The sequence below is a fragment of the Leptolyngbya subtilissima AS-A7 genome, assembly GCF_039962255.1.
Classification (GTDB): Bacteria; Cyanobacteriota; Cyanobacteriia; order Phormidesmidales; family Phormidesmidaceae; genus Nodosilinea.
In genome coordinates this window covers 84,195-99,524 of record NZ_JAMPKY010000003.1, presented here as the reverse complement: position 1 = coordinate 99,524, position 15,330 = coordinate 84,195, and the positions used below count along the sequence as shown (strand labels likewise).

Genomic DNA, 15,330 nt, shown 5'->3' with positions numbered 1-15,330 from the left:
CCCTAGTAGATTTGCTATATCAGAAATATTAGCAACTCTGTACAGCGCCATGACTACCTTAAAAACATCGCAATCGGCTTCTGCTTCTTCTTCAGCCCGTAACGCTTTAGAAAACCGAGAAGACTTCAGCCTCTGGGCTGAAGCCGTCAAGCAGCAGATGCTGGAGGCGCTGCAAAAGCGTCAGCGCACCAACTAAGGGGTTTGCCTGGCCGAGGGCTAAAGCCATTAGGGCTGAGGTTGGGCAAACTGCTTGAGGCTGCGATCGCGCCAGTATCTGATCCTTCAACTGCTCAAAAGCTAGCTAAATTCCATCAAAATCCCCTGGGGCTTGTACGAAAGCATTTACCCAGGGGATTTTTTAAGTGGAGTTAGGGTTTAGCGATCGCCCCCCGTACTCGCTAGGATCCGCTCGGTGAGTTTCTCCGGCACCGGGTCGAGGTGGTCGTAGGTCCACTTAAAGAAACCAATACCCATGGTCAGCGACCTAAGCTCCAGAATCATGGTCTGCATTTCGGCCTGGGGCAGGTGGCCAGTGACCACATCCCAACCGGGCCAGTCGGCCTTGCCCTCATAGCCAAGGATTTGCCCACGCCTGCCGGTGATCAGCTTCAGCACGTTAGAGGTATAGCTGCTGGGCACCGAAATTTCTACTAGGTCAATGGGTTCGAGCAGGGTGGGGGTGCAGGCCGCCAGGCCCTCCTGCATAGCGATGCGGGCCGCCTGTTTGAAGGCATTGTCGGAGCTGTCGACGTTGTGGTAGGAGCCATTAGTCAGCGTCACCGCCACATCCACTACCGGAAAGCCCAACGGCCCGTGGTCGAGGTATTCGCGCACGCCGGTTTCGACACTGGGAATGTACTGCTTGGGCACCACGCCGCCGACGATGGTATCGCTAAAGGCAAAGCCGTCGCCGCGCGGCAGCGGCTGAATCGACAGATAGACATCGCCGAACTGACCGTGACCGCCGCTCTGGTGTTTATAGCGGCCGTGAACGGCCTCTTTGGCCTGACGGATAGTTTCTTTGTAGGGCACCTGGGGCAGGTGGGTGCTCATGGGCAAGTTGTACTTGCGGCTGAGGCGATCGATCGCCAAATTTAAGTGCACATCCCCCTGCCCCCAGAGAATCACCTCGTGGGTGTCACCGTGCTGCTCCCAAAAGAGCGAGGGATCTTCTTCGAGCAGCTTGGTGAGGGCGGCGCTGAGTTTAACCTCATCGCTGCGCTTGACGGAGGTAATGGCCAGAGCGTAGACCGGCTCAATAACTGGAGCTTTGGGCAGCAGGGTATTGAGAGTACCGGTTGTCAGGGTATCGCCAGTTTGAGCCCCCTCCAAGCGGGCGACGGCGACAATGCGCCCAGCCTCTGCTCTAGTGAGGCTGGTTTGCTGGGTGCCCGTCAGGTCGTAGAGCCCCCCCATGCGATCGCCGTTCAGGCTATCCCCATCCTTGAGTTCGCCACACCAGACCCGGACTAGGGAAAGTTTGCCGCCCTGAGGGGTGTAATAGGTCTTGAGCACCTGGGCTAGGGTGTCGGTCTCGCACGTGATGCCCCGCTTCTCGCAGGTGACCTCTGGGGCCGGGGCTTCCTTCACCAAGGCATCGAGCAGGGGGCGTACGCCATAGTCGTTTAGGGCGACACCGATAAACACCGGCACAATTAGGTCAGCCCCCAGCTCCATTTTGAGGTCATGGACGATTTCTTCTTCAGGGGGGGCGATGTCCTCTAGCAGTTCTTCTAATAGGTGGTCATCATAGTCAGCTAAGGCTTCCAGCATCTCAGCGCGGGCGGCTTGTTCTTCGGCCTGGAGCGCGGTAGGCAGCGGTACGGGGTCAGCGGGAGCGCCGGGATGGTAGTGGAAGGCTTGTTCTGTAACGAGATCAATAAAGCCTACTAATTCGTGGTTTTGGCGAATTGGGTACTGCTGGGGAATCACTGGCCGGGAGGAGATCTGACGCAGGGCCGCCAGCACTTCAGCAAAGGTGCCGTTGGCGCGATCGAGCTTGTTAATCCAGATCAGGTGGGGAATTTCCCAAGCGTCTAAAAATTGCAGCAGGGGCGAGAGGGTGAGCACTTTGTTGGGGTCGGCTTCGCAGACCACGATCGCCGCATCGACCCCCATCAGGGCATGGTTGGTCTCCTGCTGAAGCTCCACCGAGCCGGGGCAATCGACAAACGTAAAACAAATGCCGCCGTACTGAGTACTGGCGGCATTGAGTTCTACGGTCATATGGCGGGTGCGGGCCTCCGGGGAGCTATCGCCGAGGGTGTTGCCCTCATCGACGCTGCCTTTACGAGTTGTGACCCCAGTGACAGACAAGATGCTCTCTAAAAGAGTTGTTTTGCCGCTGGAATAGGTGCCGACCAGCGCTACATTACGTCGGCCTGAAAGGACGTTTTGAGCCATAATAAACTCCTTGCCATGGTGCGATGGCATGTAGAGAAAAGCCTGTAGCTTGAAGGCGTGACGAGCTTGATATGAAGTGACTCAGCTGTGTCTAACTCCAGATTAACGCGACCTTAACCGCCTGTTTGATCAGGTTCTAGAAAGTTCACCTGTTGAAGTTTTGTGCCTGGTTTTGTCGATCTGTAACAGGAGATTTTGAGGGTTTAAGGCCAAGGGTTTAAGGCCGTTCTCTAAACCTTAAACCCTGCACCAGTCTCCCCATCCAACACCTGCCGCACTTTTTGGGCCAGCGCCGACGGGGTAAAGGGCTTTTGCAAAAAGGCGACGTCGGCCTTTGAAACGCCGTGGTGAATCACGGCATCGTCGGTGTAGCCCGAGAGAAACAGCACTTTGCAGTGGGGATAGGTGTGGGTCACCTGAGCGGCCAGTTCGCGTCCCCCTAAGTGGGGCATCACCACATCGGACATCAGCAGATGAATGGGGCCGGGCGCATGCTCGACCAGGTGTAGAGCCGCCTGGCCATTGGCAGCCTCTAGCACCCGGTAGCCACAGCGCTGCAAAACGTGAATTTCTAGGGCACGCACGGCATCTTCGTCTTCGACTACTAAGACAGTTTCGGTGCCCTGGGGCAGGGTGCGCGATCGCGCCGGCGATCGCCCCTCAGGCAGCGGCTCAGCCACCAGCGGCAGGTAGATCTGAAACCTCGTCCCTTGGCCCACCCCACTCTCTACCGCGATGTGGCCGCCCGACTGCTTGACAATGCCATGCACTGTGGCTAGGCCTAGTCCGGTACCTTTGCCCACAGGTTTGGTGGTAAAAAAGGGCTCAAACATTTTGGCTTGGGTCGCAGTGTCGATGCCGCAGCCGGTGTCGGTCACCGTTAGCCGCACGTATTTTCCGGGGCTCAAATCAGATACCTGGCGGCAGTAGGCTTCGTCTAGCTGCACGGTCTGGGTGGCCAGGGTAAGGGTGCCGCCCTGGGGCATAGCGTCGCGAGCGTTGACCGCCAGGTTCATCAACACCTGCTCGATCTGACCGGGGTCAGCTTTAATTGGGCCGAGGGTAGGGCTCAGGTCAGTAGTTAAAATAATGTCTTCGCCGATCAGGCGGCGCAGCATGGTTTCGGTATTACTGACCACGGTGTTGAGGTTGAGCGCCTGGGGCGCTAGCACCTGCTGACGACTAAAGGCCAGCAGGTGGCTGGTTAGCGTACCAGCGCGTTCGCCCGCCTGATAAATTTCACCCAGCAGCTGGGCGGCGGCGTCGCTGGCGGGAATACGGCTCTGCAAAAGCTCGCTATAGCCCTTAATTACGGTAATCAGGTTGTTAAAGTCGTGGGCAATGCCTCCCGCCAGCCGACCGATGGCCTCCATTTTTTGGGCCTGGCGAAACTGTTCTTCGAGTTGCTGCTGCTCGGTGACGTTGCGGGCCTGCACCAGGTAAGCGGAGCGATCGGCGAAGGTTAGGCCGTAGGTGGAGATCTCGACGCTGATGATCTCCCCAGTTTTCTTGTGGTGGCGCCAGACGCCGCGACGTTCGAGGGATGAGCCTGCCTGAGCCAATCGCTCCATTAAAGCGGGCACATCCTCGCGCGGATAAATATCTTGCAGGGTCATAGTCAAAAACTCGTCGCGGCTGTAGCCATACTCAGCTACAGCGGCATCGTTGACGGCTAGGCAGGCCAGGGTGGTGCGATCGCAGACCAACACTGGATCAGTGATGGCTTGAAATAGCTGGCGGTAGCGAGCTTCGCTGGCGCGCAGGGCGGCCTCGGTGCGTTTGCGTTCGGCAATTTCGGTTCCTAGTCGCCGGTTGGTCTGCTGTAGGCTCTCGACCTTTTTCTCCAGCTTGCGAAACAGGGCCTCGCTGTAGTCTTTGAGCAGAGCCTTTTCTTCGATCTGCGGCTGGCGCACCGAAGGCTGGGCGGGGTCAAGGTTGGCCAGTAGAGCCGTAATGCTGGCCATCAACGTCTCTGGTTCAGCAGGCTTGACTAAGAAGGCGTCAGCCCCCAGGTCAAAGGCCAGGCGCTCATCTTTAAGGTCAGTATAGGTAGCGGTGTAGACCATAAAGGGAATGGCTTTGAGCTGGTCGTCAGCCTTCCACTGGCGCAGCAGGGTGTAGCCATCCATCACCGGCATCAGCAGGTCAGAGATGATCAGGGTGGGGAGCTGCTGGCGGGCTTTGGCCAAGGCTTCGACGCCGTGGTGAGCTTCCTCTACGCTGTAACCGTGGCCTTGAAGCAGCATGCGCAGCAGGTAGAGATTTTCGAGGTTGTCGTCAACGATCAGCACCGGGCTCATGGGGCGATACCTCCTAGGGCAGCGGGCAAAAACTGCTCCACTTCATCGCCAAAGGACTCGGGGTCGATGGGTTTTTCGATGTAGCCTTCGGCTCCGGCAGCCAGGCATTTTTCGCGATCGCCCACCATGGCATAGGAGGTCACCGCCACAATGGGGATTAGTTTGAGCTGCGGGTCGCTCTTAAGGGCGCGGGCTACGGCATGACCATCCATACCGGGCAGCTGAATATCGAGCAAAATCAGGTCGGGGCGGGCGATCGCCGCTAGCTTCAGCCCTTCGGGGCCGGTTTCTGCCTGAAGAACTTTGTGGCCCCGATGCTCCAGCAAAAACTGCGCCAAATAGCGGTTTTGAGGATTGTCTTCAATTAACAGAATGGTCTTTGTCATGGTGTCTCCGGTGCTTGCAGCGGCAGCGTCACGGTAAAGGTGCTGCCCTTACCCCAGGTGCTCTCGGCCTGAATAGCGCCCCCCATTAGGTCAATCAGGCGACGGCAGATTGCCAAACCCAGACCCGTACCCTCGTGGTTGCGCGCCAGCCCCGAGTCGATCTGCTGAAAGGGCTGAAACAGGGTGGGTAGATCCTCGGCTTTAATTCCTATGCCCGTGTCAGACACCCGCAACCGCAGCGTCGCTGGAGCAGCGCTAGGCCCAGGGAGCTCATGAACCAATTCTGCCGTCAGGGCGACTTCGCCGCGATCGGTAAATTTAATCGCATTGCTCAGCAGGTTGAGCAAAACCTGCTCAAACCGCCGCTGGTCGGCCAAGGCTTCACCCAGGTTGGAAGCCACCTCAACGCGCAGATTTAACGCTTTAGCCTCGGCCTGGGGCTGCACGATCGCCAGCACCTTGGCAATCGACTGGTGCAGGTCAAAGGGCTCGCGGGCCACCTCTAGCTGCCCAGCTTCAATTTTAGAAATATCGAGCACGTCGTTGACCAGGGCCAGCAAATGGCGGGCGCTGGTGCGCACCATGGTCAGCTGCTTGCTCTGCTCGGCGTTGAGCGGCCCGGCCAACCCCTGCAAAATAATGCCCGTAAAGCCAATAATCGAGTTGAGCGGGGTGCGCAGCTCGTGGCTCATGGTGGCCAAAAAGGCCGATTTGATGCGATCGGCCGCCTCAGCCCGATGCCGCTTTTCGCGCTCGGCCTCAGCCTGCTGGCGGGCGGTCATGTCGGTGCCGATGCTGAGAATTTCGACCACCCGCCCCTCGGCATCAAACTCAACGCGGTTGGTCCAGGCAACCCAGACGCGCTGGCCATCGCGACGCACATTTTCGTTAATGTTTTGCTCAAAGGCGCTGGGGTCGGCGCAAATGTCGGCGATCAGCTGCTGTAGGTCGCGGCCGCTGCTTTCGGTGGGCGGCACGATGGTTGCCATCACGTGGCGACCGAGAATTTCGGCCTCGCTATAGCCAAAAAAGCGCTGGCCATACTCGTTGAGAAAGGTAATGTACCCACCGGAGTTCCAGCGCAAAATAATGCTGTTGGCATGCTCGACCAGCTCGCGGTATTTGCGCTCGCTTTCGGCCAAACGGGTTTCTGCTCGCCGGCGCTCTGAAATATCGATGCCGACCCCCACTAGGCACCAAGTGTTGTCGAACTGCACACGCTGCCCGGTAAAAAAGTAGGGGGTAGCGGTGCCGTCTTTGGCGACAAAGTTGGCTTCAACAGACGATTTGCCGTCCCTTAAGACCTGTTCAATGCGCTGTTCTAGCCGCCCTTTGTCATCGCTTGCGAAGAAGTCGAGCGGGTGCATCTGGGCGATTTCATCGGCAGAGTAGCCCGAGACTCGTTCAAAGGTTTCGTTCCAGCGCAAGAAGCGCCCCTCGGCGTCGTAGAAGTAGAGCAAGCCAGGCATGCTCTCGATCATGATGTCGGCAAACCGCTTTTCGTCGCGGAGGGCCTGCTCGGCCTGACGGCGAGCCGCGTCGCGGGCAAAGGTTTTGAGGGCAAAGGAGAGATCGCCAGTGGCTTCTTTGAGCAGGGCGATCTCTTTGTCGTGAAAGACATTGGGCTGCTCAGCGTAGACGTTGAGCACCCCCACTACAGCCCCATCTGCCCAGATCGGAAAGTGGGCTGAGGCTCGAAACTTGCCGTGGGCGATCGCACCGCGCCAGGCGCTGGTTTCCGGGTCATTGAGGGCATCGTTGCAGATGTAGGGCTGCTGCGATCGCAGAGCTATAGCGGCCAAGCCAACCGACCGATCGGAGGCTGGCGACTGGCCCTGATCAACGGCCAGCAGGCTGGGCACTAGGCTATCGTCATCGCCGTAGGCCGCCATCAGCTCTAGCCCGGCTGGGTCTGGGCGGTGCCACCCAATCCAGGCCATACAGAAGCCGCCATCGTCTACCAACACCTGGCACACCTTCTGAAAAAGCTGGTCGCGATCGGTCGCCCAGACAATCGCCTGGTTGATCTGACTTAGGGCCGCGTAGAGCCTTGACATGCGCATAATCTCGCGCTCACGCGCTTTTAGCACGGTAATGTCGCGAGCAATTTTTGCGGCGCCAATGATCGCCCCGCTGGCGCTGCGCACTGGCCACACGGTAATGGAGACATCGATCAAACGTCCGTCTTTGGCCTGCCGCTGGGTCTCTAGCTGCTCTACCCGTTTGCCCCGCCGGAGTCGTTCTAAGATAAAAACTTCTTCCTGATGTCGATACGTTGGAATGATCTGGGTAATCGAGTTGCCGACCATTTCGGCGGCGGTGTAGCCGAACAGATTCTCTGCCCCCCCATTCCAGCTGGTGACGATGCCATTCAAGTCTTTGCTGACAATAGCGTCGGGAGACGTCTCAATCAGGGTAGTTAAGTACTGGCGGTCGGTTTGAGCCTGGTTGCGATCGCTCAGATCGCGAATCAGCCCCAGCAGCGTGCCGTCGGGCATCAAAGTAGCAATCACCTCCGCCGCCAAGACGGTGCCGTCCCGGCGGCGAAACTGCCATTCTTGCTGGTAGTCAGCTCCACTGTGAATGGCCTCTAGAGCGGCTTCGACGGTTTGCCCCTCGCTTTGCACCACCAGATCAGAGGTGTGCAACCCCACAAATTCTTCACGGCTGTAGCCAAACATCTTGCAGGCAGCAGGGTTGGCGTCAAAGCAATAGCTCTCAGCATTGGCCAACACGATGCCGAGCTGAGCGTGGTCAAACAGGGTGCGGCAACGGGCTTCGCAGACCTGCACCTGCTGGGCCAAAGCCACCATAGACTGCAAAGAAAAGGGCTGCGTCATAGAGAAAACGCCCTGAAAGATAAGTTGTGACCAGATCTAGTCGATCAGCCTGCCTATAACTCCGATATTAACCGCTGCATTGCGGTGAAAACGAGGGTAACAGTGGTCTCACCGCGACCTTATATCCTCAGGGAGAGGATCACAGGGGCACCTCGGCAATATCTGCGATCGCAGGCAAGGTCATCACCCCCTCCTGGCCAAAGCGCTCCGACCACCGCTGGCAGCGCACCGCAAACGGGCACTGAGCACAGTAGCCCAGGGCTAGGTCAACCTTGGGCAGATCGGCCTCGGTGGCCAGCAAGGCGGTCAAAGTGTCGGTCAGCCCTTGCAGATCGGTCTCGGTGCGGCGGTGCTGGGCGGCGCTATAGGCAATGGTGATACTGCTGGGCGGCTTAGGCGCGGCCTGCGCCGTTGGAGGGGCCACAAACCAGTAGGTCATGGTCACCTGCTCTGGAGTCAGATGGCTAGTTTCGACCAACAGATAGAGGTACAGACGGGTTTGCCAATCCTGGGTTAGCTGGGCCAGCTGAGGCGGGTTTTGGTAGGTCTTCCAGTCGACAATCTGGCCGCTGGTCGGCCCCATTACCAGCAGGTCGTAAATGGCAGTGAGGGTATAGCCATTAAAGGCCAGAGTGCGACGGTGCTCGCTTTGGCGAAAGCCATCGACCTGGGGCAAAAACAGCTCTGGGGCAGCGGCCAGCAAGCTATGCACCGCCGCATCTAGGGCAGCGTCTTCTTTTAGCAAGTCATCGACGGGCAGGCCCAAATCTCGCTGCTGCATCACCCGGTGAAACTCCGTGCCCCACCGCTGCCGCTCCGCCATAGCCGGATCCATAGGGGCTGTGTGGTGCTCCAGGTAGGTGTATTGGTAGCGCCGGGGGCAGATTTCCAGCAGGCGTAAATGGCCCTGGGTAAGGGAGAGCATAGGAAAAGGGGGTCAAGGTTCAAGGTTTAGGGTTCAAGGCTTTGTTTCAGACCTTGTACCTTAAACCTTAAACCCTGCACCCCTCCTCCAACAGGCTTCTATGGCGTTGCTCTAAACAGTCGCCAGCAGCTTGTCGATGTTTTTAGCGGTTTCAAAGAAGTAGGCAGCATTCTCTTCAGGGGTACCGGGCAAAATGCCGTGGCCCAGGTTGAGAATGTGGCCGCGATTGCCAGCTTTCTTAATGGTGTCGAGGATGCGATCGCGAATCAGATCCTGGGAGCCAAACAAAATTGCCGGGTCGATATTGCCCTGCACCCCAATATTGGGACCCAGACGGCGGCGAGCTTCGGCCATGTCCATCGTCCAGTCGACGCTGACGATATCGACGCCCGACTCACCCATCAGGTCAAACACACCGGCGCTACCGCTGATATAGAGAATCAGGGGAGTATCTGGATGGGTCTGCTTCACCTGCTGCACCACCCGCTGCTGGTAGGGCAGAGCAAAGGTGCGGTAGTCCATCGGACTAAGCTGCCCAGCCCAGGAGTCAAACAGCTGCACCACTTGAGCACCGCAGTCAATTTGGTAGCGTACGTAGGTGGCGATGTTGTCGGCCAGCTTGCCCAGCAGGGTGTGCAGCATGGCGGGTTCGCTGAAGGCCATGCCCTTGATGTTGGTGTAGCTCTTGGAGGTCTTGCCCTCCACCGCGTAGGCCGCCAGCGTCCAGGGAGAGCCCACAAAGCCCAGCACGGCAGCGTCGTTGCCGACTTCCTGGCGCAGGGTTTGCAGGATGGTGCGAATGTAGGGCAGCGCCGTTTCGGGGTCCAGCTCGTGCACCGCGTCGATCTGAGCCTGGGTACGAATGGGCGGCTCGATGATTGGCCCCTTGCTCTCGATAATGTCAAAGGGAATGCCCATGCCCGGCAGCGGCGTCAGAATGTCGGAGAACATAATCACGCCGTCGGGGCGAAAGGCGCGCCAGGGTTGGAGCGAGATCTCAATGGCCAAGTCGGCGTTTTCAGAGCGATCGCGAAAGGACGGATATTTATCGCGCAGGTCGCGGTACACCTGCATGTAGCGACCCGCCTGACGCATCATCCACACCGGCGGGCGCTCTAGCGCTTCGTGGCGAGCAGCGCGGAGCAACAAAGGTACCTGGTTCACTGCGGTCATGGAAGGCGTCACCAATTTACAAGAACAGCGTTACAAAACAGTCTTTAGCGTAACCGTTAGCTTATCACTCTGTGATGCTTCTAAATTCTTACGGGAAAAGGGGTTCAGCACTTTTTGTATCGCAACATTTGTACACAATTTGAGGGTTCCCGGTAGAGCAGTACCCCTTGAGCGCGGCTGCTCTGGTGCACAGCCTCCACTCTCGTGTATTTGCTTCCGCCATCGTCTCCGTTGATGCTCTAACAAAAGAGTATAAGAAAAATGCTTTTTTGGCTTTGAACCAACGTAGTTTCGAGTGCAGTGATAGGGGAAAAGATGTCAAACAATTCTGTGGGCGATCGCTTAGCAAACTATTTTGAGCTAAGCGCAAAAATTGCCCAACTCGACAGCCAAAAGCTGCGGAGCCTGTTGAGTAATAGTGAATTAAAGCTCGGGTGGGGTCTGACTGATACGATCACCGTTGGACAATGTCAGGTTTTTGTCAAACGCATTCCCATTACCCAATTGGAATATGACAATCTATTCTCTACTAAAAATCTCTATCACCTGCCCACCTATTTTAACTATGGCCTTGGCTCTGCAGGGCTAGGCGTTGCTGGGTTAAATGTCTTTCGTGAGCTTATTACCCATATAAAAACCACCCAATGGGTATTGGAGGGGGCGAGCGCCGCTTTTCCTTTGATGTACCACTATCGAATCGTGCCTTATTCAGGTTTACCCACAGAAATTGACAAAGGTTGCCACAAGGAATTTGTAGCGTATTGGGGCAACCATGAAAACACCGGCACCTATATGTTAGAGCGAGCAAACGCCCGATATGAGCTAGTTTTGTTTTTAGAATACCTGCCGCAGACGCTAGCAACCTGGCTCCAGCACCATCCACACACACTGCCAAAAGTCCTAGACAATCTGCGCGAGATTATTGCTTTTTTGGGTGCTAAAGGAGTTATTCATTTCGATGCCCATTTTCGCAATATTCTTACCGACGGCAAACAACTATATCTAACCGATTTTGGCCTGGCTCTCGATCAGAGCTTTGCGTTATCAGAGCATGAACGCGCTTTTTTTGAGACCCATAGGCTCTACGACTATTGTGAAATTTTTCGCAATGTCGGCCATATGGTGCAGTGGCACTACGATTCGTGCTCACAGCAGGCCAAGCGCAGCATTAGGATCATGTGCGGCATAAAAGACAACACCGAGCGCTATGAATTAGCTACCCTACTGCTCGCGAACCTAGGGCAAATTCATACTAATAACACAATGGATTTCGGTGCATATTGGGTGGCTGTTGTTGTCAGGTACTGCAGTGTGATTTTGCTCATACGGAATTTTTTCTTTGATATTTGGGGAAACACCAAAAAGGATACTAAATTTCCCCATAAAACCTTACAGCAACTGCTTACAGAGACGGGATTTTTAACTAAAACAGCGGATTCATATCGCTAGCCCTTGGCAACAATTCTCTGCGGATAGGACGGACTGCCTGCCGCCCAACGCCTTACGCAGCCTACGTTGTAGGCACCGCTAATCTCTAGACAGCTTTCCTTGGGTTATTGCAGCTTCGGCGTTGAACCCCTGAACAGAGTAGACACCACAGTCGCCCATTACCCAGGCGGGAAAAGGGAGCGCTTCGCTTTAGAATTAAAGACTGTGACTGTTTGTCGAGACGCAGATTATCCCCATGGAAATTGTGAACTTTTTTGAAACCCTGGCCGGCAAGTGGTTTTCTCAGCGCACCATTCACAACCTGGCTGGTCAGAGTTCCCAAGCGGGGCAGTCTAATCTGCTGATTGAGTTTCTGCCCGCCACCGATACCGATCTAGCCCAGGTCTGCACCACCCTCGGCCATGACCCTAGCCAGATTGCCTGTGGTCTGCGGGTTCACCAAGACAGCCAGCTTGAGGGCGAAAACCAAAAAATCCAGAGCAGTGCCCTGATGGTGATTATGACTCCCACCGAAGCGGGGGACGGGGTGCTGGTGCAAGCGCCAACGGCCTCACCGGCGCTCCAGGGCAGCTACCGGGTTGAGGATGAAGTGTTGACCATTGTTACCCCCACCGACGCAGGGCAGGTAGAAGAACGCCTGTGGTTTGTAAACCCCAACCTGCGCATGCGCACCAGCGTGCTCAAAACTGGAGATGATGTGCAAACGGCATCGTTTTGCTCAGAAATTCGCATGGGCGTAGCCAAACCTGCCGACTGAGCACATCTCTCAAAAAATTCAAAATCCCCCGACTACAGCCGAGGGATGAGAGGCACTGGATTGAACGCTGTTAAAACAATTAGGCGCGTCTGCTGTAGCTAGCGGGTGTAGGGTTGGCCTATAAACCTCTGTCTTTTGAAGGCTCTCTTCCCGTTGCCCTCTCTAGACAGAGATGGTCACGCTCGGTCTTGGTGACCTCAACTAGGTTCGCCGTCAGAACGCGTGCCGCTGGGGATGATTTAAATCAAGGGGTCTGGCAGGGGCGCTTGACCCTCGGAGCCAACTGCAACATTAGGCAGCTGAAGATCGGGTTGGTCCTCGGGCAGCTTTTGCACAATGAGTTCGTTGCCGTCGCGGCCCAAAACAGCCACGGTGTCGCCGGGCACCAGCGGTACTGCAGCGGAGGCTGCGATCGCAGTCCAGTAGACCCCTTCAAACTTAACCTGGTACTTGCGGCCCTCCAGAAGGTCTTGAACTATAGCTGTTTTATCCGTCCAGGCTCCCTCTGGGAAGGTAGGTTCATCAGCCGAGTCGGCGGCCCACTGAATATCTTGGGGTGAATCAGCTTCGGGAAAGACATCTTCTATTAGATCGTCTGACATGGCTCAAACCTTTTGTAGGATAAGGACTAGTTTCGATGGGTTCTAGGGTTTAGAACTCATCCTTGAGATAGATAGCAGCCTGAAAGAGATAGCAGCGCGTGATAGATAGAATGTCACCATTAGAGCATTGGTGAGTCGAGGTGGTTGGCAGGGGCACCGCTAAGTCGCTATGCTGCCCTGGAATGTGAGGACAAACAACGGCTATGGCAGGGTCTCAAATCGAACAGTGGCACGAGCCAGAACTCAAAAACGACCCAGCGGTGGAGAGCGCAGCGACGGCGGCGGCTATCACCCTAGCGCCGTTGCCCGCGCCGCGGCCGCGCCCTCGGTGGCAGAGAAGACTGGCGATCGCCGCTGGCATAGGGGCCCTAGGCGGTCTCGGCGGTCTGCTGTGGTGGGCTTTGCGCACGCCGTCACATCCCTACGTGATGGATATTTCGCCCTCCCAGAGTGAGTATGCGATCGCTCGTGGGGAAAGCCCACTCCTGAGCTGGCAGGTGAGCAACCCTCGCCAGGTGCAGACCATACTGCTGCGCGGTTACGCCCCGGACGGCACCCTGGTATTTGGCCCAGAAACCTACGACCTATCGGAGGGGCTGCCGGTTGGCCTGCTGCCCTACTGTGACCAGACTAGACGGCTGCTGACCTGTCGCGAAGTGCCCCTCGAACTGCGTGAGCCGGGCCAATACCGCTTTGAGCTCACCCTGCTGCCCGATATGGGTCTGAACTTAGCCCCCATCCAGGCCGAGAGCAGTCTAGTCACCGTAGCCGACCTACCCCAGCCCACCGTGGTCGAGCTCGCCCCCGACCAAGTAATTTACTCCGAGGCCGGTACCCAAGTTTCGGCAAACACACCGACCCTTGCCCCGCCCGTTACTGATGCCGGCATTCGCGTCAGCTGGATTGTCACCAACCCCGCAAGCCTGCAAGACCTACTGCTGGTGGTCAAGCGGCCCGATGGCACAACCATAGGGGGGCGACGGTTTGCCCTGCGCAAACCAGATAGCCCCCAGGTGTCTCTGCCCGAAGAGCTTCAGCCCTTTTGCAAACTAGAAGACCGGCTAATTTGCCAAGGGGTGCCCAGCGGCATGATGGAGGTGGGGCAGTACCAGTTTGAGCTCACTCCGGTACCGGCTAACTTGGGCGATCGCGAGCTGCCAGCGGCCAAACAGAGCGAAGTGGTGAATATTCAGCCCCGCCCGGTGCGCATTGCTTCGTTCACCATCAACGGACGTGAGGCTCAGCCCAAATATCTAGTGCCAGTAGAGCCGGGCCAGCAAATCCCTGGGTTCCAGGTGGCCTGGCGAGTAGAGGGTGGCTCAACGGCTAAAGTTGAACTGCTGCCTTCACCGGGGACAGTGGGCCTTCAGGGAGCGCTGTCGATGCCCCTCAGCCCAGCGGGCACTACCACCGTGACCCTGCGGGTCACCGACGGCCAAAACCCGCCCCTGGTGCGTGCCGTTACCTTTGAGACCTTCAACCCTCGACCCAATCAGCCCGTAATCATTAATCAGGGGGGCGGCACCTCCAGCGGCAGTAGCCAAACTGCCCCAGCGCCTCGTCCTACGACCCCGCCGGCAACTCGACCCCGCGATCCGCTGGGCGAAGGCATGCGCGACCAAGAGCCAACCTCTGGCAGCAATCTCCCCGACCTGCAAAACCGCCCGCCGGAAGAGTTAGACCTCAATTTTTAGGGAAGCATAAACCGTTGGCGGAGGGCTATGACAAGTTCTAGTTCTAACCGAGTAGACCACAGCCCAGCGCTGCGATCGCTGATGGCAGAGTCAAATATTGCCAGCTATCGTGCCCTGAGCCAGACCAGCGGCGTGCCCCGTTCGGCGATCGACAGCCTGCGCCAGGGGCAGGTTGGGCGACTGCGGGTGGACGTGCTGCAACGCCTCAGCCAAGCTTTGGGATTGTCGCTAGAGGCTTTGGTAGATAAATTTAGCTTAACCACTGCGCCTCAGTCGAAAGGAGACTTTGGGACTGAGGCAACGGATCAAATTAAGGCCCTGCGGCAGGAGTGCGATCGCCTCCAAGCCCAGCTCGCCATCCAGGCCGACACCGTGCGCCAGCAGGTGCAGCAGGAGGCAATCGTCCAGCTAGAGCCCTGGTTGGTGCAGTGGCCCACCGCCGCCCACGCCGCCCAGCAAAAGGCCGATCTTCCTGCCCAAAAACTGCTCCCCCTGGTGCGCCCCGTAGAAACCCTTGTACAGAGCTGGGGGGTTACCCCCATAGAAACAGTCGGGGCCGAAGTGTCCTATGATCCGCAGATTCATCAACCTAAGGCCGGCTTTCTATCACCAGGCCAGCCAGCGAGGGTGAGCCATATGGGATACCGTCAAGGCGATCGCCTGCTGTACCGCGCCAAAGTCACACCGATCCAAGCCTAGACGCCGCTGCCTTGAGCTTGGTGCCAGCTCCAGCAAAATTTTTACCCTGCCAATAAATACCTGATGAAGTTGGAGATTTTTTTGCAGTTCTTTACGGAATTT

General features: G+C 57.1%; 12 protein-coding genes. 5 read left to right on the top strand and 7 right to left on the bottom strand.

Annotated features, from left to right (window positions below; translation table 11 throughout):
* Positions 1-49 precede the first annotated feature (49 nt).
* Entirely contained in the window at positions 50-196 is a 147-nt protein-coding gene (locus NC979_RS07770) for a hypothetical protein (RefSeq protein ID WP_190514575.1), read from the top strand.
* A 179-nt stretch (positions 197-375) separates the two neighbouring features.
* On the opposite strand, the gene NC979_RS07765 is transcribed toward NC979_RS07770, so the two are convergent.
* The 6 genes from NC979_RS07765 to hemE all read right to left on the bottom strand — a co-directional run bounded on the left by NC979_RS07765 (position 376) and on the right by hemE (position 10,027).
* Positions 376-2,403 (bottom strand): elongation factor G, encoded by a 2,028-nt coding sequence (locus NC979_RS07765; protein ID WP_190514574.1) that lies wholly within the window; start codon positions 2,401-2,403, stop codon positions 376-378.
* 230 nt (positions 2,404-2,633) lie between these two features.
* Entirely contained in the window at positions 2,634-4,703 is a 2,070-nt protein-coding gene (locus tag NC979_RS07760; protein WP_190514573.1) for a response regulator, read from the bottom strand.
* Positions 4,700-5,089 carry a response regulator gene (locus NC979_RS07755; protein WP_190514572.1) on the bottom strand — a complete coding sequence of 130 codons (390 nt, stop codon included), beginning with the start codon at positions 5,087-5,089 and terminating at the stop codon, positions 4,700-4,702. The genes NC979_RS07760 and NC979_RS07755 overlap by 4 nt, the downstream gene beginning before the upstream one ends.
* Positions 5,086-7,929 (bottom strand): PAS domain S-box protein, encoded by a 2,844-nt coding sequence (locus NC979_RS07750; protein WP_242023779.1) that lies wholly within the window; start codon positions 7,927-7,929, stop codon positions 5,086-5,088. The genes NC979_RS07755 and NC979_RS07750 overlap by 4 nt, the downstream gene beginning before the upstream one ends.
* Before the next feature lie 139 nt (positions 7,930-8,068).
* Positions 8,069-8,854: a PD-(D/E)XK nuclease family protein gene (locus tag NC979_RS07745; protein WP_190514571.1), complete on the bottom strand. Its 786-nt coding sequence runs from the start codon at positions 8,852-8,854 to the stop codon at positions 8,069-8,071.
* A 111-nt stretch (positions 8,855-8,965) separates the two neighbouring features.
* Complete coding sequence (gene hemE, locus NC979_RS07740) at positions 8,966-10,027, bottom strand: uroporphyrinogen decarboxylase (protein ID WP_190514570.1); 1,062 nt, start codon at positions 10,025-10,027, stop codon at positions 8,966-8,968.
* A 315-nt stretch (positions 10,028-10,342) separates the two neighbouring features.
* Here hemE and NC979_RS07735 point away from each other — a divergent pair, with 315 nt between their 5' ends.
* Positions 10,343-11,476: a BUD32 family EKC/KEOPS complex subunit gene (locus tag NC979_RS07735; protein WP_190514569.1), complete on the top strand. Its 1,134-nt coding sequence runs from the start codon at positions 10,343-10,345 to the stop codon at positions 11,474-11,476.
* A gap of 235 nt (positions 11,477-11,711) precedes the next feature.
* A complete protein-coding gene (locus tag NC979_RS07730) occupies positions 11,712-12,233 on the top strand; it encodes a phycobiliprotein lyase (RefSeq protein WP_190514568.1) in 522 nt (173 codons plus the stop codon).
* Positions 12,234-12,472: 239 nt separating this feature from the next.
* Here the strand turns inward: NC979_RS07730 and NC979_RS07725 are convergent, their stop codons facing one another.
* Positions 12,473-12,835 carry an NfeD family protein gene (locus NC979_RS07725; protein WP_190514567.1) on the bottom strand — a complete coding sequence of 121 codons (363 nt, stop codon included), beginning with the start codon at positions 12,833-12,835 and terminating at the stop codon, positions 12,473-12,475.
* A gap of 203 nt (positions 12,836-13,038) precedes the next feature.
* On the opposite strand from NC979_RS07725, the gene NC979_RS07720 reads away from it, so the two are divergent.
* Together NC979_RS07720 and NC979_RS07715 are read left to right on the top strand one after the other, a co-directional pair.
* Entirely contained in the window at positions 13,039-14,529 is a 1,491-nt protein-coding gene (locus tag NC979_RS07720; RefSeq protein WP_190514566.1) for a hypothetical protein, read from the top strand.
* 27 nt (positions 14,530-14,556) lie between these two features.
* Positions 14,557-15,228 carry a helix-turn-helix domain-containing protein gene (locus NC979_RS07715; RefSeq protein WP_190514565.1) on the top strand — a complete coding sequence of 224 codons (672 nt, stop codon included), beginning with the start codon at positions 14,557-14,559 and terminating at the stop codon, positions 15,226-15,228.
* Positions 15,229-15,330: the final 102 nt, after the last annotated feature.